Origin of the sequence: Brevibacillus sp. HB1.1 (assembly GCF_013332445.1) — a bacterium.
In the GTDB taxonomy this organism is placed as follows: Bacteria; Bacillota; Bacilli; order Brevibacillales; family Brevibacillaceae; genus Brevibacillus; species Brevibacillus porteri.
Genome location: NZ_JABMIV010000002.1, coordinates 63,842 through 88,137 on the forward strand (window position 1 = coordinate 63,842; position 24,296 = coordinate 88,137).

31 protein-coding genes are annotated in these 24,296 nt (G+C 43.9%); 14 read left to right on the forward strand and 17 right to left on the reverse strand.

The genetic code is table 11. The features are described 5' to 3' along the window. The first annotated feature begins 146 nt into the window (after window positions 1–146). Entirely contained in the window at window positions 147–446 is a 300-nt protein-coding gene (locus HPY27_RS05335) for a MarR family transcriptional regulator (RefSeq protein WP_017248611.1), read from the forward strand. A gap of 60 nt (window positions 447–506) precedes the next feature. Here the strand turns inward: HPY27_RS05335 and HPY27_RS05340 are convergent, their stop codons facing one another. Further along, a complete protein-coding gene (locus HPY27_RS05340) occupies window positions 507–1,385 on the reverse strand; it encodes a 5'-3' exonuclease (RefSeq protein WP_069844931.1) in 879 nt (292 codons plus the stop codon). Window positions 1,386–1,633: 248 nt separating this feature from the next. Between HPY27_RS05340 and HPY27_RS05345 the strand changes: the two genes are divergently transcribed. The 11 genes from HPY27_RS05345 to HPY27_RS05395 all read left to right on the forward strand — a co-directional run bounded on the left by HPY27_RS05345 (window position 1,634) and on the right by HPY27_RS05395 (window position 12,253). Then, complete coding sequence (locus HPY27_RS05345) at window positions 1,634–1,840, forward strand: alpha/beta-type small acid-soluble spore protein (protein WP_007729231.1); 207 nt, start codon at window positions 1,634–1,636, stop codon at window positions 1,838–1,840. Window positions 1,841–2,026: 186 nt separating this feature from the next. After that, the gene (locus HPY27_RS05350) at window positions 2,027–2,284 is read left to right on the forward strand and encodes a hypothetical protein (RefSeq protein ID WP_017248609.1); all 258 of its coding nucleotides are present in this window, start codon (window positions 2,027–2,029) and stop codon (window positions 2,282–2,284) included. Between the two features lie 104 nt (window positions 2,285–2,388). Further along, window positions 2,389–3,264, forward strand: coding sequence for a M23 family metallopeptidase (locus HPY27_RS05355; RefSeq protein ID WP_017248608.1), 876 nt, complete (start codon window positions 2,389–2,391; stop codon window positions 3,262–3,264). A 14-nt stretch (window positions 3,265–3,278) separates the two neighbouring features. After that, window positions 3,279–4,094, forward strand: a complete 816-nt coding sequence (locus tag HPY27_RS05360) for a GTP pyrophosphokinase (RefSeq protein WP_017248607.1) — start codon at window positions 3,279–3,281, stop codon at window positions 4,092–4,094. A 71-nt stretch (window positions 4,095–4,165) separates the two neighbouring features. Next, window positions 4,166–5,386, forward strand: coding sequence for a D-alanyl-D-alanine carboxypeptidase family protein (locus tag HPY27_RS05365; RefSeq protein ID WP_174224495.1), 1,221 nt, complete (start codon window positions 4,166–4,168; stop codon window positions 5,384–5,386). Window positions 5,387–5,559: 173 nt separating this feature from the next. Then, entirely contained in the window at window positions 5,560–6,435 is an 876-nt protein-coding gene (locus tag HPY27_RS05370) for a glycosyltransferase (RefSeq protein WP_174224496.1), read from the forward strand. Then, window positions 6,395–7,147 (forward strand): glycosyltransferase family A protein, encoded by a 753-nt coding sequence (locus tag HPY27_RS05375; protein ID WP_174224873.1) that lies wholly within the window; start codon window positions 6,395–6,397, stop codon window positions 7,145–7,147. The genes HPY27_RS05370 and HPY27_RS05375 overlap by 41 nt, the downstream gene beginning before the upstream one ends. Before the next feature lie 183 nt (window positions 7,148–7,330). Then, window positions 7,331–8,038 (forward strand): purine-nucleoside phosphorylase, encoded by a 708-nt coding sequence (gene deoD / locus HPY27_RS05380; RefSeq protein WP_017248603.1) that lies wholly within the window; start codon window positions 7,331–7,333, stop codon window positions 8,036–8,038. Between the two features lie 80 nt (window positions 8,039–8,118). Continuing rightward, complete coding sequence (locus HPY27_RS05385) at window positions 8,119–8,808, forward strand: DUF4241 domain-containing protein (protein ID WP_174224497.1); 690 nt, start codon at window positions 8,119–8,121, stop codon at window positions 8,806–8,808. Window positions 8,809–10,463: 1,655 nt separating this feature from the next. Further along, window positions 10,464–11,120 (forward strand): UPF0016 family protein, encoded by a 657-nt coding sequence (locus HPY27_RS05390; RefSeq protein WP_174224498.1) that lies wholly within the window; start codon window positions 10,464–10,466, stop codon window positions 11,118–11,120. 26 nt (window positions 11,121–11,146) lie between these two features. Beyond that, the gene (locus HPY27_RS05395) at window positions 11,147–12,253 is read left to right on the forward strand and encodes a toxic anion resistance protein (RefSeq protein ID WP_174224499.1); all 1,107 of its coding nucleotides are present in this window, start codon (window positions 11,147–11,149) and stop codon (window positions 12,251–12,253) included. A gap of 192 nt (window positions 12,254–12,445) precedes the next feature. Here HPY27_RS05395 and HPY27_RS05400 read toward each other — a convergent pair whose 3' ends face one another. The 6 genes from HPY27_RS05400 to HPY27_RS05420 form a co-directional block, all read right to left on the reverse strand. Next, complete coding sequence (locus tag HPY27_RS05400) at window positions 12,446–12,733, reverse strand: putative quinol monooxygenase (protein WP_017248597.1); 288 nt, start codon at window positions 12,731–12,733, stop codon at window positions 12,446–12,448. Between the two features lie 33 nt (window positions 12,734–12,766). Then, complete coding sequence (locus tag HPY27_RS05405) at window positions 12,767–13,243, reverse strand: Rrf2 family transcriptional regulator (RefSeq protein WP_173621885.1); 477 nt, start codon at window positions 13,241–13,243, stop codon at window positions 12,767–12,769. Next, window positions 13,240–13,482, reverse strand: coding sequence for a DUF896 domain-containing protein (locus HPY27_RS05410; RefSeq protein ID WP_174224500.1), 243 nt, complete (start codon window positions 13,480–13,482; stop codon window positions 13,240–13,242). The genes HPY27_RS05405 and HPY27_RS05410 overlap by 4 nt, the downstream gene beginning before the upstream one ends. Before the next feature lie 20 nt (window positions 13,483–13,502). Further along, complete coding sequence (locus HPY27_RS30560; protein ID WP_371814306.1) at window positions 13,503–14,117, reverse strand: LLM class oxidoreductase; 615 nt, start codon at window positions 14,115–14,117, stop codon at window positions 13,503–13,505. Continuing rightward, window positions 14,093–14,494, reverse strand: coding sequence for an MsnO8 family LLM class oxidoreductase (locus HPY27_RS30565; RefSeq protein WP_371814307.1), 402 nt, complete (start codon window positions 14,492–14,494; stop codon window positions 14,093–14,095). The genes HPY27_RS30560 and HPY27_RS30565 overlap by 25 nt, the downstream gene beginning before the upstream one ends. A gap of 186 nt (window positions 14,495–14,680) precedes the next feature. Further along, window positions 14,681–15,328: a nitroreductase family protein gene (locus HPY27_RS05420; protein WP_174224501.1), complete on the reverse strand. Its 648-nt coding sequence runs from the start codon at window positions 15,326–15,328 to the stop codon at window positions 14,681–14,683. Between the two features lie 200 nt (window positions 15,329–15,528). Here HPY27_RS05420 and HPY27_RS05425 point away from each other — a divergent pair, with 200 nt between their 5' ends. Next, a complete protein-coding gene (locus HPY27_RS05425) occupies window positions 15,529–15,885 on the forward strand; it encodes a winged helix-turn-helix transcriptional regulator (RefSeq protein ID WP_173621884.1) in 357 nt (118 codons plus the stop codon). 74 nt (window positions 15,886–15,959) lie between these two features. Here the strand turns inward: HPY27_RS05425 and HPY27_RS05430 are convergent, their stop codons facing one another. Next, window positions 15,960–16,274, reverse strand: coding sequence for a DMT family transporter (locus tag HPY27_RS05430; protein ID WP_173621883.1), 315 nt, complete (start codon window positions 16,272–16,274; stop codon window positions 15,960–15,962). Further along, the gene (locus HPY27_RS05435; protein WP_305852153.1) at window positions 16,237–16,617 is read right to left on the reverse strand and encodes a DMT family transporter; all 381 of its coding nucleotides are present in this window, start codon (window positions 16,615–16,617) and stop codon (window positions 16,237–16,239) included. The genes HPY27_RS05430 and HPY27_RS05435 overlap by 38 nt, the downstream gene beginning before the upstream one ends. Window positions 16,618–16,747: 130 nt before the next feature. On the opposite strand from HPY27_RS05435, the gene HPY27_RS05440 reads away from it, so the two are divergent. After that, a complete protein-coding gene (locus HPY27_RS05440) occupies window positions 16,748–17,602 on the forward strand; it encodes a LysR family transcriptional regulator (RefSeq protein ID WP_174224502.1) in 855 nt (284 codons plus the stop codon). 52 nt (window positions 17,603–17,654) lie between these two features. Here the strand turns inward: HPY27_RS05440 and HPY27_RS05445 are convergent, their stop codons facing one another. The 8 genes from HPY27_RS05445 to HPY27_RS05480 all read right to left on the reverse strand — a co-directional run bounded on the left by HPY27_RS05445 (window position 17,655) and on the right by HPY27_RS05480 (window position 24,259). Next, a complete protein-coding gene (locus tag HPY27_RS05445) occupies window positions 17,655–18,524 on the reverse strand; it encodes a PhzF family phenazine biosynthesis protein (protein ID WP_174224503.1) in 870 nt (289 codons plus the stop codon). A gap of 158 nt (window positions 18,525–18,682) precedes the next feature. After that, a complete protein-coding gene (locus HPY27_RS05450; RefSeq protein WP_173621881.1) occupies window positions 18,683–19,189 on the reverse strand; it encodes an NUDIX hydrolase in 507 nt (168 codons plus the stop codon). Window positions 19,190–19,251: 62 nt separating this feature from the next. Beyond that, entirely contained in the window at window positions 19,252–19,920 is a 669-nt protein-coding gene (locus HPY27_RS05455) for a YqeB family protein (protein ID WP_174224504.1), read from the reverse strand. Then, window positions 19,917–20,528 carry a TetR/AcrR family transcriptional regulator gene (locus HPY27_RS05460; RefSeq protein WP_174224505.1) on the reverse strand — a complete coding sequence of 204 codons (612 nt, stop codon included), beginning with the start codon at window positions 20,526–20,528 and terminating at the stop codon, window positions 19,917–19,919. The genes HPY27_RS05455 and HPY27_RS05460 overlap by 4 nt, the downstream gene beginning before the upstream one ends. A 180-nt stretch (window positions 20,529–20,708) precedes the next feature. Beyond that, window positions 20,709–21,503, reverse strand: coding sequence for a 2-keto-4-pentenoate hydratase (locus tag HPY27_RS05465; RefSeq protein WP_017248584.1), 795 nt, complete (start codon window positions 21,501–21,503; stop codon window positions 20,709–20,711). Window positions 21,504–21,515: 12 nt separating this feature from the next. After that, window positions 21,516–22,538 (reverse strand): 4-hydroxy-2-oxovalerate aldolase, encoded by a 1,023-nt coding sequence (gene dmpG / locus HPY27_RS05470; RefSeq protein ID WP_174224506.1) that lies wholly within the window; start codon window positions 22,536–22,538, stop codon window positions 21,516–21,518. Between the two features lie 25 nt (window positions 22,539–22,563). After that, window positions 22,564–23,451, reverse strand: a complete 888-nt coding sequence (locus tag HPY27_RS05475; RefSeq protein ID WP_174224507.1) for an acetaldehyde dehydrogenase (acetylating) — start codon at window positions 23,449–23,451, stop codon at window positions 22,564–22,566. Between the two features lie 22 nt (window positions 23,452–23,473). Then, window positions 23,474–24,259, reverse strand: a complete 786-nt coding sequence (locus HPY27_RS05480) for a 2-keto-4-pentenoate hydratase (RefSeq protein ID WP_174224508.1) — start codon at window positions 24,257–24,259, stop codon at window positions 23,474–23,476. Between the last annotated feature and the right edge of the window lie 37 nt (window positions 24,260–24,296).

The window sequence follows — 24,296 nt, forward strand, 5'->3', positions numbered from 1 at the left end:
TCACTTCCAAATCTCGTCTCCTCTCATGGGACGGGATTTTTTTAGGGAAGCTTAAGAAAAATTTTATCTCTTACCTCCTTTTTTCTTTAATAATTTCGCCTATGCTGAGCGTAGCTAACAATAGGAAAGGGGAAAAGGAGGGCACTATGAAGGAACTGATCAAGCTGGCCAAGCTTATACGGGGAGCCAATGTCTTGTTTTCAAATATTGCACAAAAAGAGCTAGAGACAAATGAAATCAATTGGCAACAAGTATTGATTCTCGAAATTCTTGGAAATGGGCCAAAAACGATGGGGGACATTAGCAAGGCTGTTGATTTGTCAAACAGCACAACTTCAGGCTTAATTAGTAGGCTGGAGGAGGAAAATTTGGTACGAAGATTCCGAGACCAAACGGATCGCCGAATCGTGTGGGTTTCACTGTCGGATCGATTATGCAGTGCATAAAGGAATCGGCTGAAAAAAGTGGATAGACCGCTTCTTCTCAGCCGATGATTATGACCCCAATTAGCTGACTCTCGCTGCCATCGTACGTCCGAATTCAAGCTCGTCGAATTTGCTCTGAACGACTTGACGATCGTATTCCCACACGGCATCCTCCAGCGCATACTCCACCGGAACATCCCGGATAATCGTAGCCAGCTTTCTGCTCAAGTACACCTGATCGCGATTCTCTTCCAGCTTGCTGCGCATTTTCGGCGTACAATTTGCCAGATTTACATATAAGTTGTCCAGATCACCATGCTCGGTAATCAACTTTGTCGCTGTTTTCTCGCCGATACCTGGGCAGCCTGGAATACAGTCAGATGCATCTCCCATTAAAGCTTTGACATCAACGACCTGTTCAGGTGAAATGCCACGCAATGCCAAGAGGCTCGCTGGATTATAATGCTCGTGTTTGCCACCATTTTTCAGGATTTTTACACTAACTCGCTCAGATATGAGCTGCAAGCTATCGTAATCACCCGTCGCAATGATGACCTCGTGTCCTTCTTCGGAAAGACGTGTGGAGAGCGTACCCAATACATCATCGCCTTCATAGCCTGGGCAACCTAAGTTTGGAACCGAGAACGCATCCGTTACTTCTTTCACCAAATCGAATTGAGGAATAAGCTCATCCGGTGCCGCTTGGCGATTTGATTTATAGCCGTCATACCATTGACTGCGAACCAATGACTCGCGCGAAGCGACATCCCAGCCCACTACAAGATGAGTAGGGCGCGTCAACTCTGCGTAATCGAGCATCATTTTTGTAAATCCATAAACCGCATTTGTGTACACACCTGTTGAAGTCTGGCGATAGGCTCCACCCCAAGCAGAACCATAAAAGGCGCGAAATAAAAAGCTCATGCCATCGATGAGCAGTACTTTTCCTGAATCACTCACAAAACCTTGCCCCTCTCACTACCAAACTATACGCACCATTATAGCATAAAGGAGTGGGACAACCTTGTCAGATTTTACAACTGAAATATCGTGAGAAAACGTGCATGTACTTTTATTACGGTGGGATGATAGTACCACAAGAGGTCAACACCACCTCTTGAAATCAACTTCCGGTCTCAAGGCGAGAAGCAAAACGCTGACGGTTCAACCCCGTCCCGGGAGAAAAAACGCGTCGGGAGGAATCAATCATGGCTAACAACCAAGGTGGAACCAACAATCTGGTAGTTCCTCAAGCGAACCAAGCTTTGGATCAACTGAAGTATGAGATTGCATCTGAATTCGGTGTAAATCTCGGACCAGACACTACTTCTCGTCAAAACGGTTCTGTTGGTGGCGAAATTACCAAGCGTCTGGTGAGCTTCGCTGAGCAACAAATGGCAGGTCGCCAAGTTTAACGTACTGACAAGTAAATAGCTGGATGAAGAGAGGTCCCTTTTAAGGGGCCTTTCTATGTTTACCATGAAAAGCCCTTTTCTTTCCTGGGTGGTGCAAACACACAAGCACAATCGCGGACTAGTCATATGGTGTAACGAACAGTTAACTATCCTCGTTTGTCCAGTGGAAAGGAGCGACGTCCGGCTATGAAGAAAAAAGAAGTAAAGCAGCTTTTAAAAAAGCATCCCGAATTTGAAGCGTGGGTTCTAGAAGATTCCATGCGGATTAGAGCGGTCAAAACCAACCCCGATATGGCGGAAGAATTGTTTAAAAGATGGAACGATCGAAAAAAAGGGATGCTTGATTTTGAAGGCATCTCGCAAAAAACCAAACGTGCAAGCGAAATGCTGACAGGCGTGCAATCCATCATGGAAATGATGTCGGATTATTCGAAGAAACAATAAGATTACATTTGGTATGATTGGAGAAGGCTAGCTCATTAGCCTTCTTTTTCTTTTTCATTTCGGGGTGTGTTTTGTTATACTAGAAAATGGGAGGGAGCATGTCTATGTTCAAATCAATGGTTAGTCTCATGTTGGTCACAGCATTGACGCTCGTCTCTGGGACAAGCATATTCAGCCAGACAGCAGAAGGGGTTTACGCCCATACAACGAAACAACAACCAGCGATCAGCGTAACACCAGCCAAGACATATCCTGGGGACGTTATTTTTGTACGCAGTAAAGAGCCACAAACCGTAACGGTATTCTCTCAGAACTATCGTTTGCAAAAGACACAGGATGAGTATGCCCGGTTTATCCCGATTCCTTTTAACACGAAAGCGGGCACCTATAAAGTTACATCTGCTGACAAAAAGCTTTCCGTATCAGTGACAATCGCACCGAAAAAATTTGAAGTAGACAAGCTTACGGTAAGTAAACAGCTCAACAAAATGCGACAGGATACGAATCGAATCAATGCTGATCAAAAAAAGATCAATGCAGCCAGATCAAACTCGAGAGCGATTCCGTATTTCTCGGAGCCGTTTAAACAGCCAGCAGTCGGAAAATTAACGACTCCATTCGGCTACCAACGCGTAGTAAATGGTGTACCAGCCAATCGGCACTCGGCGATCGACATCGCGAACAAAACAGGAACGCCAATTTGGGCGAGCAACCATGGGAAAGTGGTTCTGGCCGACTCTTTATACTTAACAGGTAATACCATCATCATCGATCACGGGTTAAATATTTTTTCCATATATGCTCACTTGTCCAAGCTAGATGTCAAGACAGGGCAAGAAGTGAAACAGGGACAGGTGATTGGACAAATGGGTAGCACCGGTTTTTCTACAGGTCCTCACCTTCATTACGGCATGTTAGTGGGTAATACGTATGTAAATCCGCAGCCGTTTTTTGATGCATCACCTTTCCTCTGGAAGTAATTGGAGGTGTCTTCATGAGAGTCACAAATGTGCCAAGCAAGGTGCTCAACAACATGGTTCATTTCTTGGCGCCGTATGAACAGGCAGTTGAAGAGCTAAAGTTAAAACTAAAAGGAATAAAATACGGCTTTCTAAAAAGCGGCCGTTATTCTCCTATTGAATTTGTTGTCGGACGAGTAAAAAAAGTCGACAGTTTAGTAAAGAAGGCGAACGAAAAAGGAATCGACTTTTTGGGAGATCATTGGCAAAGTGACGTCGCCAAGGAAGTCCAGGATATCGCGGGCCTTCGAGTCGTATGTCGCTATGTAGACGACGTGCGCGAGGTGCTCCAGTTGTTGCAGGAGCGGGAGGATATCGTCATTCACGATGTCAAAGACTACATCGCAGCTCCAAAGGATTCCGGCTACAGAAGTATTCACATGATTGTTTCTTATACGGTCTACCACGGCAGCGAAAAGAAAACACTCTTTTGTGAGATCCAAATCCGTACATTGGGCATGAACTTCTGGGCGACGAATGAACACGAACTGCGCTACAAGTATGCGGGCAACATTCCGACAGATGTCTTGGAGCAGCTTCATGAAGCGTCTGTGATCACACATCAGCTAGACGTGTTGATGAACAATTTGCGTCAAGAAATTCTCACACCGGCAGAAGTTGATACGACATTGGAAGAAAAATTGGAAGAAATATTTTCCTTGTATGTCAAGCAGGATTTGGATTCTGCCGCCGCTTTGTACAGAGAACATGTCAGTGGCTTCGAAGAGGCTTTTGCGGACAATCCTAAGTTTAAAATGATTCACGATTTGTTGGGGATCCGGTTGAAATAACGTCTTTTGTTGTCTACAAACCAAATGTAACCTGAAAAAACGCGACAAAGTAGGAAAGGATATAGACTAACATGCGCTTTTTGCTAACGAACCTACTCGTTGTGGTGATGGTTTTGTTCAACCTTGGCATGTCTTCCGCTTTTGCCGAAGAGTCATCAAGCCTGGAGCCTAACACTCTCACTGGACAATCAGCCATTCTGATTGATGCTACAACGGGACAAGTCTTGTTTGAAAAGAACCCTCATGAGAAGCTGTACCCTGCTAGTATTACAAAAATCGCAACAGGTATTTACGCGATAGAAAAAGGGAAACTGGATGACACTGTCACTGTCTCAAAAAAAGCACGCCGTGAAGAAGGTACACGTGTCTATTTGGAAGAGGGAGAACAGATTTCCCTACGCAATTTATTGTACGGACTGCTCATGAATTCAGGTAACGACGCTGGTACAGCGATTGCTGAGCATATGAGCCAGACGACAGAGCGTTTTGCAGTGGATTTGAACGCGTATTTGAAAGAAAAAGTAGGTGTCACCGAAACGAATTTTACCAATCCACACGGACTGCATGATCCGAATCATTACACGACTGTTGCTGACATGGCCAAAATTTCGCAGTACGCGATGAAAAACCCCGTTTTCAGGGAAATTGTCGGTACGAAGCGGTTGCCTTGGCATGGACAAACGTGGGAAACGGTATTGGTGAATCACAACAAGCTCCTGCGCGATTATGAAGGTGCAACGGGTATCAAGAACGGTTTTACTGATCAAGCGATGCATACCCTGGTAGGCTCCGCCAAGCGTGGAGAAATGGAGCTCATCGCTGTCACAATGAAGGCCTCTACAAGTGCAAATGCATACAAAGATGTGAAAAAACTACTGGACTTTGGTTTTCAAGGATTTGAGACCAAACCAATCGCCAAAAAAGGGGATTCTTTTTCAGAAGTAGCTGTTCCTGGCAACAACTCGGTCGTGACTTTTACAGCCAAGGAGGACTTGTATGCGACGGTTCCCAAAGGTGTGGAGCCATTGGTAGAGCTAAAAGCAGATGGGAACCTGTCTGTTAAGGCTGGCAAGCTAGCCGTCTCTTATCCGTTGCTTCGTCATGATCCGCCTGCTCCAGCTCCTACTACTGTGTTTGGGGATATAGAAAGTAGCGACACACATCCACTGGCCCGCTATAGCGTATTGATCGTCTGGTTAGGAATGAACCTTTTCTTAATCGTGTTTACGTTTTCCCGTGCACAGAGGAATAAACGAATCCGCGAGCGCAGTCTTCAACGGCGATTCTATTAATGCGAAAATGAGAATCAAAACAGGACGTAGCAATATGCACGTCCTGTTTTTTTGCGAAATGACGGTGATGTAGGTCATCTCTTGTTGAGTTGTGAGGGATAGATGCCGTGTCCAATCGTGGAAACCGAGCGTACATTAGAGTAATAACTTTTCATCCGGTGAGGGGGAGTGAGATGGACAACCGAATCTATGATCACCCTGCCGTGTCCGTCATCATCCCAATAAGTGACAGCGCCAGGGATACGAAAAAGCTGCTTTCTGCTGTCAAAAGAATAGATCCACACACGGAAGTAATCGTCGTATGCAACGGAGTGAGCTCCCATGAAACTACCCTATCCAATGCATGGGGAGCACAAGTCATTTCAACCGGTTTGGAAGTAGACAGCCATGAGGCAAGAGCGATTGGGTCTGCTCACGCGAGGGGAGATGTTGTCCTCTTTATCGACGAACGCCTCGCCATGCCTCTTTTATACTTGAAGAAATATGTCATGCTAGTCAAAAAGGGTTCAGATGTCATTATCACGACATGCTCGGACCGCTCGTTATCAAGAAGAGGAAAGCGTTCACCAAGAAGTGCCTATTGCTTGTTGAACCATCTTCTTGGTCAAAAAAGAATGGGCTCCGCTTCCTTTGAAAACATTCCATTTGCCTTGAGCCGGAATGCTCTAGAGGCGATTGGTTCCGAGAGTTTATGCAATCCGGCAGTTGCTTTGGTTCAAGCATCAGCCTTGGGGCTCAAAATGACGACAATCGCCCCGTTTTCTCCGGAAAAACAACCAACCGGCACTCGTGATATCGTACGAAAAGACATCCGTACGATTTACCGGGAGCATGCGCAGGCAATCCAGTTATTAACGGGTGGAACGAAGCTCCGACATGCAGATCAGGATGGACAACGACACCGCGACTTGGTGCATTCAACAGACGTTCTGCATTTGCGCTCGGTCTTTCATCTGGAATCGCGCGTAAAGGAGGGCGGTGGATGGGGTGGCAAACGCAAAGCGAAATATGCGAGATCCCACAAAAAAACGCAGAGAAGAGCACATTAATGGCAAAGAAAAATGCCAGAATTTACATCGGTTAAGTGTCATTCTCTCTGTTCACCACGAGCGGACGATTAAAAAAGTACTCAACCAAATTGAGAAGCTCCGGCCCATGGAAATCGTACTTGTTGTGGATGGCTGCCTGGATCAATCGGTGAAAAAGATACTCACGTATTCTTCTTGTCCACTCACAGCGTTTGTGTACCCATTTCCATTAGGGGATGATGTATGGAGAGCAATTGGTGCCAAGGAGGCCACAGGAGATGTGTGGCTGTTTCTCGATGCGGATCACGTTGTAGCTGCAAATGACATGCAGTCCTTTGTCAGAAAATGTTACCAGGGAGCAGACATCGCTTTGAGAAAGCCCATAACACCACTTCGACAACCATCAATAGAACCGGATACCGTTTTGCTAGCGAAGACATTTCTCAATACCTTAGTTTCACGACATGAACTAGGAACTTCCTCGATGTACGATTTACCTTTTGCCATGACGCGACAAGCTGCCTCTATCATCGGCGTTCAACATTTGGTCGTACCTGCCGTTGCGCACGCCATTGCTCTGCACAATCAATTGCGAGTCGAGCCATCTCCTTACATTGCATCAGCAAAGCTTACGAGAAAAAGAGCGACACAAAAAAAGAATAAACCGAGCGTTAACCAGACGATCCTGGGAGATCACTTGGAAGCAATGGATTACGTGATGTCCCTTAAATGAATGAAACCGTTGTCGAGGCGATGCCATCTGTCGGTATCGCTTATTCGTTATTTTCAAAAGTCTCGTGCAAACATGCAATCTTAAGTCACTGGAATCATTTGATCTCTTGACTTTGCATTGTTCGGTTTTTGTAGTACGATAGGCAAGTAGGTCATTTTTTCTTGATAAAGGAGCAAACAGATTATGAGTATCCATATTGGAGCACAGCAAGGTCAAATTGCTGAAACCATCCTACTGCCGGGCGATCCGCTACGGGCCCAATACATTGCTGAAACTTTCCTCGAAGGAGCAGAGTGCTACAACAACGTGCGTGGCATGCTCGGCTTCACAGGTACATACAAAGGTAAGCGCGTTTCTGTACAAGGAACGGGCATGGGAGTTCCTTCTATCTCGATCTACGTCAATGAACTCATGCAATCTTATGGTGTTCAAAACTTGATCCGCGTAGGCACATGCGGCGCGATACAGGAAGACATCAAAGTACGTGATGTGATTATTGGTATGGCTGCATCCTCCGATTCTCAAACGAATCGTCTCCTGCTCAATCAGGTTGATTTTGCTCCGACTGCTAACTTTGATTTGCTGTACAAAGCGTATCAAGCAGCGACAGAGCGCAATCTGTCTGTGAAAGTGGGCAATATCTTTACGAGCGACAGCTTCTATCGCGAGAACCTAGATTTGTACAAAAAATTGGCATCCTATCAAGTGCTTGCTGTTGAAATGGAATCTTCCGCGCTGTACACTTTGGCTGCAAAATACAAGCGCAACGCATTGTCTATTCTCACCGTAAGTGATCACATCCTGACGGGTGAAGAAACATCCGCTGACGAGCGCCAAACAACCTTCAATGAAATGATTGAAGTGGCGCTGGACGCAGCTCTGATCAAGTAAATTAGCATGCAGACGACATCCCACTGGCAAACTATCGTCAGTGGGATTTTATGTAGAGGATAGAAAAAGGGGATGGAATCATGAAACATAATTACCCTGCCTTTTTTGAAACGGCATTTGACGAAGGGTATACGATAGAGCAGGATGGCTATTTATATCGGTTATTCCGCCAAGATATGGGCAAGCTTCAGGTGAAAACAGGAAAAATCGTGGCGAATGATCCGTTTGTCATGTTTGAGACGGAACCGTTTGAGGAGGTTTTCCCAAAGGGGAGATTCTCCGTACAGCTCGCTATCGCGCAAGTTCAATCCCTGTTAAAGGAAGAGCAAACGGATGATTCTCTCGAGCCAGATGAACGGGTAGCATTGGCACGGATTGCCTTCTCAGACAAACCTGTCGTGTCTTGGAAAATGGCTGTTTGGGCAGAGTCAGATGTGTCACAGCTTGGCGAAGGAGAGTTTTTTGGTTACGGTGTGGATGCGGGTACAGGCTCGTTCATGGATGCAGAAGCTTGCGCCCTTTTGGAACGAGAAATGGAGAAGGACGAGATGTTTTATGAGACGTTAACGAAGAAAATGGACCAAACGTATAAACACACGCGTAGTTGGGGTCTGATCAATATAGGGGAAGGCTGTAATGTCGCTATGTTTTCAACAGGATGGGGAGACGGCAGCTACGCGAGCTATATCGGTTACGATGCCGAGGGACAAATCGCACGATTGGTAACAGATTTTTACTTGTTAAATTGGATGGGAACGGCTGAAGAATAGAAGTTGGGGTAAACGGGGAAGAAAGAGAGAAGAAAAGCATATAAACGCCAAAGTAGAGTGCCTCCAGTGGCACTCTTTTTATTGGTTATTTTTTCTTATTTCGTTCAAGGTACTGCGCCAGGTTATTCAAGGTATTTTCGTACGATCTTTTTTTCGGTGTAGAGGTGATCGTTTTGGATTTTGGGATTACTTTGGTCATTTGGGGACCTCCGGGCGTTTTTAGTTATAGTGATCTTAATTATAATATAAATGAATTTACAATAAATGTAAATGGTGTTTTTTATTTAAAATGAATTTTTTTATTATAATGAAATTTAAGTGGAATTATGCCGTTTATGTAGATGGATGATGAATGTCTTAGTGTGTTGTGAAGCTGATAAACATACTGAAAAAGCTCCTTATTACTAATTAGGTTTATATGAGAGCAAGTTTCGGTAATGCATGTATGTCTTATGGCACTGATAGATGGGAAAAGCTATTTATTTTGCGTTATCTTTCAATTTAGATCCATGTAAGAAGGAGTTTGTGACACCTAGCTTATAAGAACAGGTGAGTACCCCTTTCAGAAATTATGCATTTCATTTTGAGTCCGATAATATATATTATGTAAACTGATAAAAAGAGTAGAAATCGGTTAGGTGTAAATGTAATGAGATTTCTGTTGTCTGGCGACACAAACATACTACTAATAAGGTCTGATTTTAGCGTTTAGCAGTATGTTTGTGTCGTATTAATGAGGACACAAACATACTGCTATAACACGCGTGATAATTGCGTATTAATTTCATAGAAGGTTTTAAATTCCACATAGATAAACAAATGTCAAGGCACATTAAAGTACTTAGCGTTCTTTATAAGGTAATTATTCGAGAATAGACTCTCTATGTACTTGTTCCTCTACTAGTGAATGATCCGTTTTCATTTCAGTTCATGAAATATCGATTTTATGAACTGAAAGTCATTATAACGAAATAAATAAATTTTACTGTGATTCAATTTTCAATTTGTGATGAAAAAATTGATTTTTTCATTCAACCTCTGTTTCCTTTTCTCACCAATCCTCCTCTCCATGACTACTTAATTGAACTAGTTATTCAGTCATGATCCTCCACCCTTTAGATGGTGCGGTCAGTAACCTTTTCAACAAGGCAACTATGCCTGTGTGGCCGCGTCCATTCCAACTTAGTGTCCTAGTAGACTATCCGTGGCAGCTCATCCCCCCAAGTTGATATTTCCTGACAATGTGATTATTTACGAATTTGAAGAAATCCCTTTCAGAGAGTTCTCCTCCTTCGTAATCATTTTTGCCAAACAGAAAGATGTCAATCGAGCGATTATCATCAAACTTCACACCAAGCGCAAGCTGCTCGATAGAAAGCTGTGATTCGACCATACAAAGCGTGCCATATATCGCAAAATCATTATCACACTAGCGTTTTCTTGTTTTTTTGTTCTACATGCAATACACACTTTTAGTTGGTCCATAGAAATATGTAGAATCTATTAAACAAAATGTGACATAAAATGCTAAAATCAAGAATATATAGGGAACCCAACTAGGATGGGTCAAATCGCATACCCAACTCATTGTTCCTCCCCAATTGATTATGGTTTACAAGGTTTCCGATAAACAAGTAAGAAAGAGAGGATAAAAGATGAAAAAAAGAGTTAGATACAGAAAAAGATATGCATTCCTTGGTGCTGTAGCGGGATATTTCATAGCTTTACTTGCATCCACGATACTTCCGACTTTTATTATGTTAGCCATACCTTTGCTAACAACAGCCATAGGGTTTGTCTTTGCTGAAAAGAAAGAGCAGCAATTAAGTAGATTCACGGTACCAGAACCGGACCAGAGAATTACTTCTACTGAAGCGGAGAGTGAACAAACGAAAAGGGAACCGGAATCTACCTACTCATCAGAAATACGAGAGTATCTACAAATTATTAAGGAAATTGTGGTTAACGAAAATGACAAGCGCAACCTCGATGATGAAATTTCCGAAAAGACAACCAAGCTTTGTTCTAAGATCGATACTCTCCTCCCCTACATAGAAACGCTCGGTAGTGCGCAAACGAAGCATGATATTAAAATGCTCGTTATGAAAGACTTGAATAGTGTCATCAACCCCTTCTTGAGGCTGAGTGTTGAAAACAAGTTGAATAATAGGCGTAAATTATTAGACGGTCTCCGTGACATTAACCTAAAGCTGAAAGTGATCTCTACATCCATTGAACAACACGACATCTATGAGTTGGAGAGAAAGCTTAATCTTATTACCGAAAAATATAATGCCAAAGAAATTTATTAATTACTGTTAAGGAGCGTGTTATAGCAATGACGACACAGGCTGTCCAATTAGTTAAACAAGAAGACATCATCAAGATCCAATCTGAAGCAGAAAATGTGGTACGCCAGCTGCAAACTGATAATCAAATCCAGATGGATTCAATTTTTGAGCAGCTGGGTAATTTGGGTGAAAGCACCCAACGAAATGCCGCTGAATCTCTCGAAATTCTAAAACGACCTGTGAAAGATCTGATGGATGGGAAAAACAATGATATTCCCAATACACTCTTAAAGCTTCGTTCTTGCACAGAAGAATTGAATCCTAATAAAATCTTTCAAAGCGGTGGGATCAGCAATCTTTTCAACAGAATCTTAGGGAAAAACCCAATTTCCACCTATATTCGAAAATATGAATCCGTTAGAACACAAATTGATAACATCATTGCCTCCTTGCTTAATGGCAGTTACAAGTTAAAAGAAGATGTCATTAACTTGAAATACATTAAGAAAAAATCCGGTGAAAATATTTATGAATTAGAAAAACGGATTTACTTCGGTAACAAGTTGCTTGAGATGCTTGAAGTTGAAAGTAATAAGCCTGAAAATCAACTTCGCAAACCCGAATTTGAAAAAGCAATGGTCAAAGTCGTAACAAGAGTAAAAAATATGAGTCAAATGATCAACATTTTACAACAATCCATCGCTTCTGTTGATGTTATTGCGGACAATAACGAAAAGTTGGATGAAGCTGTCTTTAACGCGATTACAATGACGCAAAACGTTGTCACAGTGTCCGCTGCGATTCAGTTGGCCTTGAATAATCAGAAGAAGGTAATCGAAGCCGTACAAAATACCAATCAAGCCATTGAGGATATGCTGGTAGCCAATGCTCAAAGCTTAAAACAGAATACACAAGAAATCACCTCGATGCTGGAGCAACCAAGTATCGCAATCAATAAGTTGCAGCAGGCATTTAATGATGTGTATAGTGCAATCCAAATTACCGAAGATTCAAATCGGAGAATTATCAATTCTAGTAAAAACTTCATCCAAGAGATGGATAAGCTCAATGCAGACATGAGAGTAAAACTCGGTATGGCAGATCCAAATCAACTTTCTGCACCAGCCAATCAGCCAACCTCACTTCTACAGTAAATAAACAAAAGAGGAAACCAAGTGATCGTTACGTGGTTTCCTCTTTTGTTTACCTCTTTTTGTTCGTTGAAATATTGTATCAGACAGAAGTATTTGACCCTATGCCCAACCAGGGCCGTAAAAGTATTATTACTATCGATATATGTTTTTTCCTGACATTCTTCTAAAAGTCCTTCCTTAGAAAATGACAAATTAATCTACCACATATAAATGATCCCTTACAGATTCAATGAAAGGCCCCATATCTTGAAGCATTTCACAATAATTTTTACTGTTTTTCATGCTCTCCAAAGATTCCTTATCTCTCCAAACACTTACGACACCGAAATAGGGATTGTTCGCTTCTAAGCTAGGTTCCATGAAGTAAACATCTACACATCCTGCGTCTTTGTTGATAGGAACAAGAACATTTCGTCCTATTTGGCGCAGTTTTTCCTCCATTCCCGTTTTGCTGCTGATCGTTACCACTCGAACATACATCTTCTTTCCTCCTTGTTCTAAAATCATTCGCTTTTAACGAATTGCACCTTTTAACCACGAATCCAACTTCATCAAATCATCAGTGGAACAGTTTGCGTTTAATTCTCTGTGTAAAGAAGCGATCGTTTGACGTTTTAATACAGTCTGCCAAGCATCCTCCGCTTCGTCCATCACATCGGATAGCAAGCAGGTGCTGTTTTCATTTAACTGCAACATCCCTTCTAAAATTCCTGTCGAACGATAGAGAGATTTCACGCCTTCTATTGCCATGAACACATCATAAATGGTGATGTCTTCTGGTGAAGCTTGCAGTCGAAAGCCGCCTTTTGCTCCAGGGACGGATAAAACAATCCCGGCCTGTACAAGTCTTCTCATTAACTTTTGCAAATAAGTTGGAGAGACGTGGAGCTGTTGACTTAGGGCTTCACCAGATAACATCGCCTGTCTAGGTAGTCGAGTTAGCACTAGAAGAGCATATACGGCCTGTTCGACGCCAGACTTCATATTCATGATTCATCATTTGTGTTGAACATCTGTTTTTGTTGAGCGATTTTCAATTTTTCTGGTGTCACATCATTACCCAACGGGTCTAATATAGTTAGCCCAGAAAATGTGTGCAAGACTTGGCCTCGGATGATTTTCAGATATTCTTGACGGAGTTGTTTTTGTTCTTCTTTTTCTTTTTGGGTTAGACCATCTTCGCGTTGTTTTTTCGCTAGGCTATTTATTCGTTTTAAAATCGGGATCATCACTTTTTCCACCTTTCAATTTATAGAAGTTCCTTTGCAAGCAACCGGTACGACTGCAATCTCGCCTCGTGACTATGACTGATTGTCCCAAGCACCGCTTCTGTAACCCCGTATTTTTCATCGTGTTCACGCAGCGTATTGGCAACATCTTTTGCACTTCCTACCAGGAAACGCTTGCGGTTGTGCTCAATCTGCATTTTGTCCATTTCGGTATAGGAATAATTCAATGCTTCTTCCGGTGTGAAGATTTGAAACGGCATGCCTTTATCCAGAAACAGCAAGTTCAGATCCAGGCTCGCTGCGTAATATTCAGCTTCCTCTGTTGTTTCCGCCGCCATCACAAAATAGCCAACATTGATTTTGGGTGTCTCCATAAACGCTGAGGGCGTGAAGTTCGTGCGATACGCTTCAAGCATGGGAGACTCTAATTGTCCACTGATAAACTGGGCAAAAGAGTAACCAATCCCGAATCTTCCTGCCTGTGCAGCGCTGCTTCCACTCGATCCCAACAGCCACACCTCTGGAACTGGTGCATCGACTGGTGCAGCCAATGTGCGACTATACACATGGTCTTCAGGCATCGTGTCCGTCATAAACATCATCGTTTCCATCAGCTTATCGTACTGGTTAAGCAAATTGGATTGTCTTCCTTCGTGCAGGGCAAGCGTGGAGAACCGGTCTCCCCTGGAGCACGACCCACACCGAAATCAATACGGTTGGGATAAAGCGTTGCTAACGTTTTAAAAACCTCGGCCATTTTTAATGGAGAGTAGTGCATGAGCATAATTCCACCCGAACCAACGCGAATGTTGTTTGTCACGGAAGCAATGTGTGCAATCCTGATCTCAGGTGAGGCGCTTGCCAAGTTTACAGCCCCATGATGCTCCGAGTACCAAATTCTGTTGTAGCCCAAATCATCCACGAGCCTCGCCAGCTCAATCGTATTTTGAAACGTTTGGGCAGAAGTTTGTCCGTTCGCTGTAGGTGTTTGATCCAAGACACTCAATTTCATAGTAAGACCTTCTTTCGTAGTTAATGAGGACATTTAATATCCGTAATTTTGTTTTATAAAATGACGACAAATCATGTATTTATCGAAAAGGCCCGATAGGTAAACCAAGCTACTCCTTTCAGGGAAACCGCCACATGACCATGCATGTGATGATATGTGGCGGTACTTCCAATTTATCTGTGATCGTTACTTGCCATTCCAGTACGTCACTTCGTCAACACCCAACCTTACAGTCGGGAACCCTGGTTGTGTTGCTTTGCCTACAGGAATCATAAGAATGTTCACCCAGTTATCTGGAACGTCAAATGCTTTTCGGAACTCTTCCGTGTTGTAACCAAGCATCGGTACAGTGTCGTATCCTCTTGCCTTTGCCGCGAGCATCAATTGCATCGCAACAAGACCTCCATCAAGGTGCTGCCACTCTCTCCATACTTGTTCACTCACTGTACCGTAGTACCCTTCCACACTTTCATTAATTCTGTTTTTCACTTCCTCTGGCATAAAACCGGCTTCTACTGCTCTTTGATTGATTTTGTCTGCATTTTCCACGGTATAAGCGTTCATATCTCCTAGCACCACAATGACTGCGGATGCATCAACCACTTGACGTTGTCCCAATGCCATAGGAAGCAACTTTTCCTTGAGCGCCTTTTCTGTAAAAACCATAAAACGCCAAGGATTCAGATTTGTACCACTCGGAGCGAGCATTGCCTCTCCAATCAGTTCTTTGATTTCTTCCTCTGAGATTGTATAAGAAGGATCAAAAGTCCGAACAGAACGACGATCACGAATTACGTCATAAAAATTTGCTGTGCGATTTGCTGTTTTCATCATAACAGTACCTCCTACATATTTTTTGCATGATACTTCTATGGGTATAATGGTTATAGTCCCTATCCCTCATAACTTGGTGACGACCCTATTATGCAAGGAAAAGGAAATATTGCAAAGTACGCACTTTTACGTACTTTAGGAACGCAAACGTGCTATAGGTACGTCGACGTACCTATATATTTATAAAGGAGTTAAAGGAAATGAAACAGTACAACAACAGACTGGAAGTCGTTTTAGAGGTAATTGGTGGAAAGTGGAAGGCTCATATTTTATATCACTTAACAAGGGGACCTATTCGAACAGGAGAATTAAAACGATTAGTAACGGGGATTTCACAAAAAATGCTCACGGTACAATTAAAAGAGCTTGAAAGAGACGGCTTGATCACCAGAAGAACATACGATCAAGTGCCGCCAAGAGTTGAATATGCCCTGACTGAATATGGTGAATCATTAAAAGAAGTTTTAAAAGTCCTATGTAATTGGGGCGGAGACTATCTGAAGCATCGTTATCCGAATGGTGAAGTGTCCGTAAAAAATCAGGATGACATTATTTGATGAACCTAACTGGTGTAACAGAAAGAGGAGCCGCATCCGCAGCTCCTTTTTTGGTCCACCGACGGTCCCTGAGTTTATGATATCCATTTCAGGCCGATCGCGGACACAAGAACTAGGCTGATGAATAAGATGCGTATCCACTCCTTCGGTTCTCCGAAAGCGAACATCCCCAGAATCGTGCTCCCCACTGTCCCAATACCTGTCCATACGGCGTAGGCTGTGCCCATGGAAATCCGCGTCATTGCGAACATCAACAACGAAAAGCTGGCTGTGAACGCTGCGACCAAAAGCAACCAAGATCCCCAACCGCTGCGCTTCGCAACATGTTTGATCGCAAGAACCCCAAGCACTTCACACAGACCGGCGGTCAACAACGCCATCCACTCCATTTTTATTCCCCCTCTTATTGCTTTCCTCACTTTGGGTCACCAGCTTGAGCCCGATCACACCTGCCAAAAGCGTCGCAATGAACACGAGCTTTAGCGGATGGACCGGCTCATTGAGGAGGAGGATTTCCGTCATCACGGTTCCCCCTGTACCCAGTCCTGTAAAAACCGCGTAAACCGTGCCGACGGGTAGTTTTTTCGCCGCGTCGATCAAAACCTTGAAGCTGTACAAAATCGCCGCGATGGTAATAATCCATTCCCACCCCGTGGTTGCATGCTTCAACCCATATACCCATACCACCTCGAAAATTCCAGCTAGCAGCAGAAACATCCACTCTTTTTGCAAGCCTTTCTTCCCCCTGTTGTTGTCGATTTCTTACCAACAGTGTAAATCAGACATCGCATAACGTATAATGATTGATATCGATGTATACATCATTTTTTTTGATACCTTGTGCGAAGGGATGGAAATACAGATGGAATTAACGGATCTTAAAGTGTTTTTGGCCGTTGCGGCGGAAGGCAGCGTATCCGGGGCAGCAACAAAACTGGAATACGTCCAATCGAATGTGACGACCCGGATTCGCAAGTTGGAAGCGGAGCTTGGCGTTCCGTTGTTTCACCGTCATCCCAAAGGGGTGAAGTTGACCGATAAAGGAACCGTCTTCCGGGATTACGCGCTCTCCATCGTAAATTTAGCCGATGAATCGGTGAAAGTGGTGCAAGAAAAGTCCTACCCGAGCGGCCACCTCGCGATCGGGATGATAGAGACAGTCACCTGCGGAAATTTTATGAACACACTGTCCGAGTTTCAAAACCGCTATCCGGATGTGTCTCTCTCCATTGTAACCGGCGTATCGCAGGAGCTTGCGTCCATGGTGCTGAATCATCAACTGGACGGGGCCTTCATAACAGGTGATGTAGAGTCACCTATGTTGACAACTGAGTACGTCATACAGGATGAACTGGTCTTGCTGAGCAAAGAAGCGGGGACCGATCCTTTCGATATGAATAAGGTGAAATGGGCGGTTCATCCAAAGGGATGTCCATACCGCAAAGCGTTGGAAGCATGGCTCACGAGTAGAGAGATTCCTTTTGAAAACATTATTGAAATCAGCTCGCTAGAAACGCTCCTGAGCTGTGTCAAATCCGGGCTGGCGGCGACGCTGCTTCCGGCGACCATACTTTCGGGAGAATATCAAACCCTGGCGGCTCATCCCATTTCAGAGGAGTACGGCATGGCGACCAAAAGACTCGTACGCCGTAAGGACCGCTTCTCCAGCAAGGCCTTTGCCGCTTTTGCCGAGATGATCAATCAAAGAGGGCTGTAGGGACGGAATCTTCGCGATCCCGTCATTCCCACTATAGCCTTCAGATATTTACTTAAATATCAATCCATTTTTCTTGGAATGTAGAAGCAGAACCTCCCACCTGAACATATATAACATCACCTAAGTGAACAGATACATTTACAGTAATTTCTGAGGAGCTGTTCATTGTATACCCTTGTTCAAAATCAAAGGTTCTTTCTCTGCTTTTTTTCTTGTCATTATATTTTACTAAGTAACAAGCTAAAGCAGCATTTGATGTACCAGTAGCACTTTCTTCAGGAATATCGTATAAAGGTGCAAAGTTCCTACAATGAGCTGTGGAATCATGTAGGGTTTCTAGTGTAAATAAATGATACCCCGTTACATTATACTTTTTACTTATTTTAGTGATGCCTTCCATATCAGGGCCTATTTCTAATAAGTCTTTAAGACTTTTTACAGGTACAATGATGTCGCGTAAGCCTGTAGAAACAATTTGGATAGGCATATTAGGCATTAATTGGTCCTCATTTATACGTAATGATCCTATTATCTCTTTAGAAGGAAGTATTTCTAAAAAACTCGGGAGGTTTTGCTGTAAGAAAATCATCTGATTGTCATAAATTTGTACATGTAGTACGCCCGCTTTTGTTTCCGTGGTATAAATTCCTGGATGTACGATTCTGCTTTGAGCTAGTAAGGAAAAAGTTGCAACCGTGGCATGCCCACATACATCTACTTCTTCATTCGGTGTAAAATACCTAATTTTATAATCTGAATTTATAGAAGGGAATATAAAAGCAGTCTCTGAAAAACCTAATGTACTTGCGATAACTTGCATATCTTTCTCTGTGAGATCTTTTGTATCTAGAACTACTCCCGCAGGGTTTCCCCCTTCTCCGTTTTTAGTGAAAGCAGATATAACGTATACTTTAGTTCTCAATGCATTTTCCTTCTTTCGTAATTTTTACATTGATTATTTCCTATGTTACAAAGTTTGGATAGCATTTCGTCAGAAATATTATTAATAATATGAACACTTTGCTTATTTAGCGTCTGAAAAAGGCAGCCTTTAAAGCTGCCTCAGATAAAAGTAAAAACTCACTTAATTATTGGTGGCTGTATTCCATGTAACCAGTCTAAAATAAATGGGGCTTGATGAGGGTTTAGGTTACTTGGCATATCCTTTTTATGTATGAATTGAAGTCGTGTACTTTCCTCATTTCCTTGAACTGTACCTTCGTATTTCGTCACGTGAAAAATGATCTGTACACTAAAAACTTTGTCTCCATTTGCATATTGAGCAAAGCCATTCTTTCCGGAGTATATTCCAAACAACTTTATTTGACTAATTTGAAGATTCGTTTCCTCTAAAACTTCCCTTCTAACAGTCTCTTCGAATGTTTCCCCAATTTCCAGAAGGCCACCAGGAAGACCCCAAATATCTCTTTTTTGTTGTAGTAGAATTCGTCCAGAGTCGTCTTCAATTATTGCCCCACAGCCAACGGTTAATAGAGTTTCATGACCAATGTATTTTCTCATTGTTCCTATATAGTCATTCAAAACAACTTTACCTCCCATGTACTTTTTCCAAGCTGAATTCGTCATACTAAGCTGAACTCCTTGTTAGAATAACCTTGATCATGTTACTCGTTAATACTTGTTGATTTTTATCGATAATATTGCCTTTTGTCCTTTTCTTTTACGGATACTCTTAGTTTCCAAAGTTCTTGAGCCAATTGAAAAGCTTCTTTATCATTTCCTTTTTCAATGGCTATTCCCCTTGCTTTTAATAGAGCATTCGCAGCAGGAGATAGGTCAGGAGAATCCACAACCCATAACTTAAAATCATGTTGAAATGGATCGGTATCGCTCCAAACATAATCATGTTTTCTAAATGCAGCACCTACTGTGCTTTTAGTAAGCTCTTGCTTAGAACGAAATAGTTCTTTTTCATCATTACCTAAAAACACCAATTGCTTTTTATCCATAAATACAAGGGAGATATCTTTCTTTTTGAAAAGAATTTCATCATCTCTAAGTTTACAGGTAACTTTATCATCGTATACAGACGTTTCTAAGCTTTCATGAAAAGAGAGTAGAGTCAAGGCAATGCCCGCAATGAAGCCAAGGATCATTGTAACAATGCCTACCCATGCTCCACTATAGGATGCAATGAGTTTTAAGGGCCCCTGGAAAGGTATCCAAGGCAAAGAACTGCCCCATTTAGCAATACTCGGAAGAAACCAGCCGAACACTAAGCCGATAAGAGGGAAACCAAGCCACAAGATAACCTTGTCCGTTTTTGAAAAATTTAATAATGTATGATTCTCACTCATTTAAAGTCTCCTTTTTTAGATAATACACTTGTAATGGTTTCTCTCCATACAGCTGAAACATCAAGTTCAATGCCAATCATCGGATAATTTGATAAGTTATCAAGTGTTAACGCTAATACACATGCTTTTTCACGTAAGCCTTTTGAATCAGTGTGACCAAATTCTTCACCTTTTTGTAGTAGTCTTAAAAAACCGTCAATAAAGCCTTCCTGTACGGCTTTAATTATTAATCTGTACTCTTTATTATGGGAAGATTCTCGGTTTCCATATAAGAGAAACTCATTTAATACCTGTACAACAAGCATTTGTGTATCTGTAGTCTCTTCACCCAACAATTGCAAGCCGTCACTAATCATCTTCTCTACAAAATTATTTTTCGTATACGCATTAATCTGAAAATATTTTTCAAAACTATATCCTTCTAAAATCCAAGCGAATACAGCGTCTACTAGTTGTTCTTTCGAAGAGTAATAATAATAGATGGATGGCTTCTGTATGCCTACAGAATGAGCAATCATGGAAAGTGAAGCTTTTTCAATTCCATACTGTCCGATCAACCATGTGGTCGTTTCAAGAATTTTTTGTCGTGTTGCTTCGCTTTTATTCATTTCCTCACCATTTTCTACCTAACGTTAGTTAGATAATATCGCCTGCTTTCGCTGATTGTCAAGATGATTCATTAGGGGATTTGCCTATCCCCTATGTGTGGTTGTTTTATTCGCTTCCCAACATAAAAAGAAGCCGAGAGAATACGGAATAACTCCCTGCATTCTTCTCGGCTTTTCGCCTTACTGCCTATCCGTTTTCACCACAAACTCAATGCTTCCGAGGCCACCCCATTTAGCGCTTACGACATCCCCTTCCCGTAGCTGGTGGGAACCGGTAATGCCCCCGGACAAAATCAAATCTCCCTTGTGCAGCTTGCGTCCTTCGCGAGCCAGCATGTTCGCCAGCATCGCGACCGAGTGGGCTGGATGACCGAGAACTGCCGCACCAGCCCCCAAGTCTTTGAGCTCGCCATTGATCGAAAGAGTAACACCTACCAAATCGAGTTCAAGTTCATCAGGCTTTCTCCACGTCGATCCGATAAACACACGGGAAGACGAAGCATTGTCGGCAATGACATCAGGCAAGGTAAACTGGAACTGCGCATACCTGCTGTCGATAATCTCCAGTGCGGGAACTACATAGTCAGTGGATGTCAGGACATGAGCCTCAGTGATGCCGGGACCTTCCAAATCCTCACTCAAAACAAAGGCGATTTCCGCTTCCACCTTGGGATGAATCAATTCATTGATCGGCAGAATGCCGTCCTCGATATTCATATAGTCAAAAATGTAGCCTCGAATCGGTTCGTGCACATTCATCTGCTTCATTTTTGCCTGACTGGTCAAACCCATTTTAGAGGCAAAGATTCGATGTCCCTGCTCAAGCTTGAGGGAGACCAGTTCATTTTGAATACGATATCCATCTTCCACTGTCAGCTCGGGGTATTCAGCCGTTAGTTTTACGACCTCCTCCCTATTCAACTCAGCATCCACCAGCTTCTGAGCCAACCTTTTGTACAATAGCTCCGATTGCACGCTGATCACCCCCTATCTGATTTTGGTAGAGCTATTCAATTGGGCCATTTCCGCTGCGACATCCACGATCATGTCTTCTTGTCCCCCCACGGCCTTTCGTCTTCCCAGCTCGATCAAAATGTCCCGGGAGTCGATGCCGAACTTCCTGGCTGCACGCTCGGCATGAAGCCGGAAGCTGGAATAGACCCCCGCGTATCCGAGAACGAGAGCGTCTCTGGTAATTTCCTGTGGTACTTGAAGAATCAGCGATACGATTTCCTCTGCCAGGTCCATCATTTTGTACAGATCGACGCCCGTCTGAATGCCCATTCGATCCAGTACAGCAAGGAGAACCTCGGTTTGTGTATTGCCCGCACCTGCACCCAAGCACCGAACACTGCCATCAATCCAGGTGGCACCCTCTTGAATGGCGACGAGTGTATTGGCCATGGCTAAAGACAAATTGTTGTGTGCATGGAAGCCGATGGGAATATTCAGACATTGCTTCAATGCCCGGACTCGTTCCCCTGCTTGATCAGGTAACAGAGCGCCAGCAGAATCGACGATGTACACGACATCGGCTCCATAGCTTTGCATAAGTCCAGCTTGCTCCGCCAGTTTTTCCGGGGCAGCCATATGCGACATCATCAAAAAGCCAACTGTTGTCAAGCCAAGCTCTTTCGCCCGATAAATATGCTGAGCGGAGACGTCCGCTTCGGTCGCATGTGTGGCGATTCGTGCCATGCCTACGCCTAGCCCTGCTGCCGTATTTAAATCTTTGATCGTGCCGATTCCCGGCAGCAAGAGCACGCCCACTTTCGCTTGTTTACAAACGGAAACGGCAGCCTCGATCAGCTCCAGTTCATGGGTCCTGGACAGCCCATATTGCAGGGACGATCCGGCCAATCCATCTCCATGGGAGACTTCGATATGCGGTACGTTCGCTTCATCTAATCCTCGCGCTACCTCGACTACTTGCTCCACAGTAAACTGGTGATTGATCGCATGGCTCCCATCTCGAAGCGCTACCTCGGTGAGCACAATATCACGACTCATATGCGGTTCCTCCTTTCATCCGTGGCTATATACCCGTGCCGGTGCCGACAGCATGCTTGGCATATTCCTCTGCTACTCTCACCGCTGTCGCCGTCATGATATCCAGATTGCCTGAATACGTAGGGAGGTAGTCACCCGCGCCTTCCACTTCCAAAAAAACGGTGATTTTGTTTTCATCAAAGATCGGTTCTGAGCGCAGACGGTAACCAGGAACGAAAGATTGAATATAGGCAACGGTCTGGTGAATAGCCTTCACGATCTCCTGTCGGTCCGCCTCTTCCTCCACTATTGCATAGACCGTATCTCTCATCAGGATTGGCGGCTCCGCCGGATTCAGGATGATGATCGCCTTGCCTTTCTTCGCTCCGCCGATCGCTTCGATACCACGTGCGGTCGTCTCCGTAAATTCGTCGATGTTGGAACGTGTGCCAGGACCCGCGCTTTTGCTGGAAATAGTGGCCACGATCTCTGCGTAGCTGACCGGACTCACACTCCCTATTGCATGAACGATCGGAATAGTAGCCTGGCCGCCGCATGTGATCAGGTTGATGTTCTTTTCATTCAAATGCGCACCGAGATTCACAGATGGTACTACATAGGGCCCTACAGCAGCAGGCGTCAGATCGATGGCGAGCTTTCCTGCCTCCTTGAGCGCCTTGGCATGACCAATATGTGCTTTGGCAGAAGTAGCGTCAAAGACGATATCCGCAAGATCCGCATCGCTTTCCAAAAACGGTTTCAATCCGTCGTTAAATACGTAGTATCCAGCTGCTTTTGCTCTACGCAGACCATCCGAATCAGGATCGATTCCAATCATGGACGTCAGTTCAAGAACTGGCGACCTTCCTAGCTTGATCATCAGGTCTGTCCCGATGTTCCCCGAGCCCAGTATTGCTACTTTTACTTTCTTCATGCATGCACTCCTTTCCTATTTTTTATCTGCCAAACCTGACTCCTACTGAACCAAGTCCAGCAATCCGTGTGTGAAATACATCGCCAGGCTTAGCTTCAACCGCTGCTGATAACGCACCAGACAAGATGATTTCTCCTGCTTTGAGTGTAATCCCTAATTCATACAGCTTGTTCGCCAACCACGCCACACAGGATGCGGGATTGCCCAATGCGGCGGCACCCACACCGGTATTGACCAGCGCCTGATTTTTATAAAACGCCATTCCTACTAGGGGAAGATCCAGATCTTGCGGTTTCACGGGATGCCCACCCAGCACATAGAAGCCCGAAGAGGCATTGTCCGCAACTGTGTCTTCTAGTTTGATTTGCCAGTTGGCTATCCGGCTGTCCACGATTTCTAAAGCAGGCACTACATATTCCGTTGCCATCATGACGTCATAGATGGTTACATGTGGCCCTTCCAGATCGCGCTTCAGCAGGAAGGCAATTTCTGCTTCTACCTTTGGCGAAAGGACATACTCGAAAGGCAGTTCTCCGTTGTTTTCCACGACCATGTCGTCCAATAGATGTCCATAGTCTGGCTGATCCACGCCAAGTAGTGTCTGCATGGCACGAGAGGTCAGGCCGATTTTCTTCCCTGTAATCCTCGCGCCGTCTTTCACTTTTCGCTCAATCGTCTTCAACTGAACGTGATATGCCTCTATCTCGCTGAATTGCGGATCCAGTAAAGTGAGTGGCGCTACTCCCACCCCTTCACGACTCGCCGCCGCTAAATGATCGGCGAATCGCGTGATCTTTTCTTTGTCCACACGGTTCCCTCCCTGATTTGCTGTCCTTGTCCTTCTC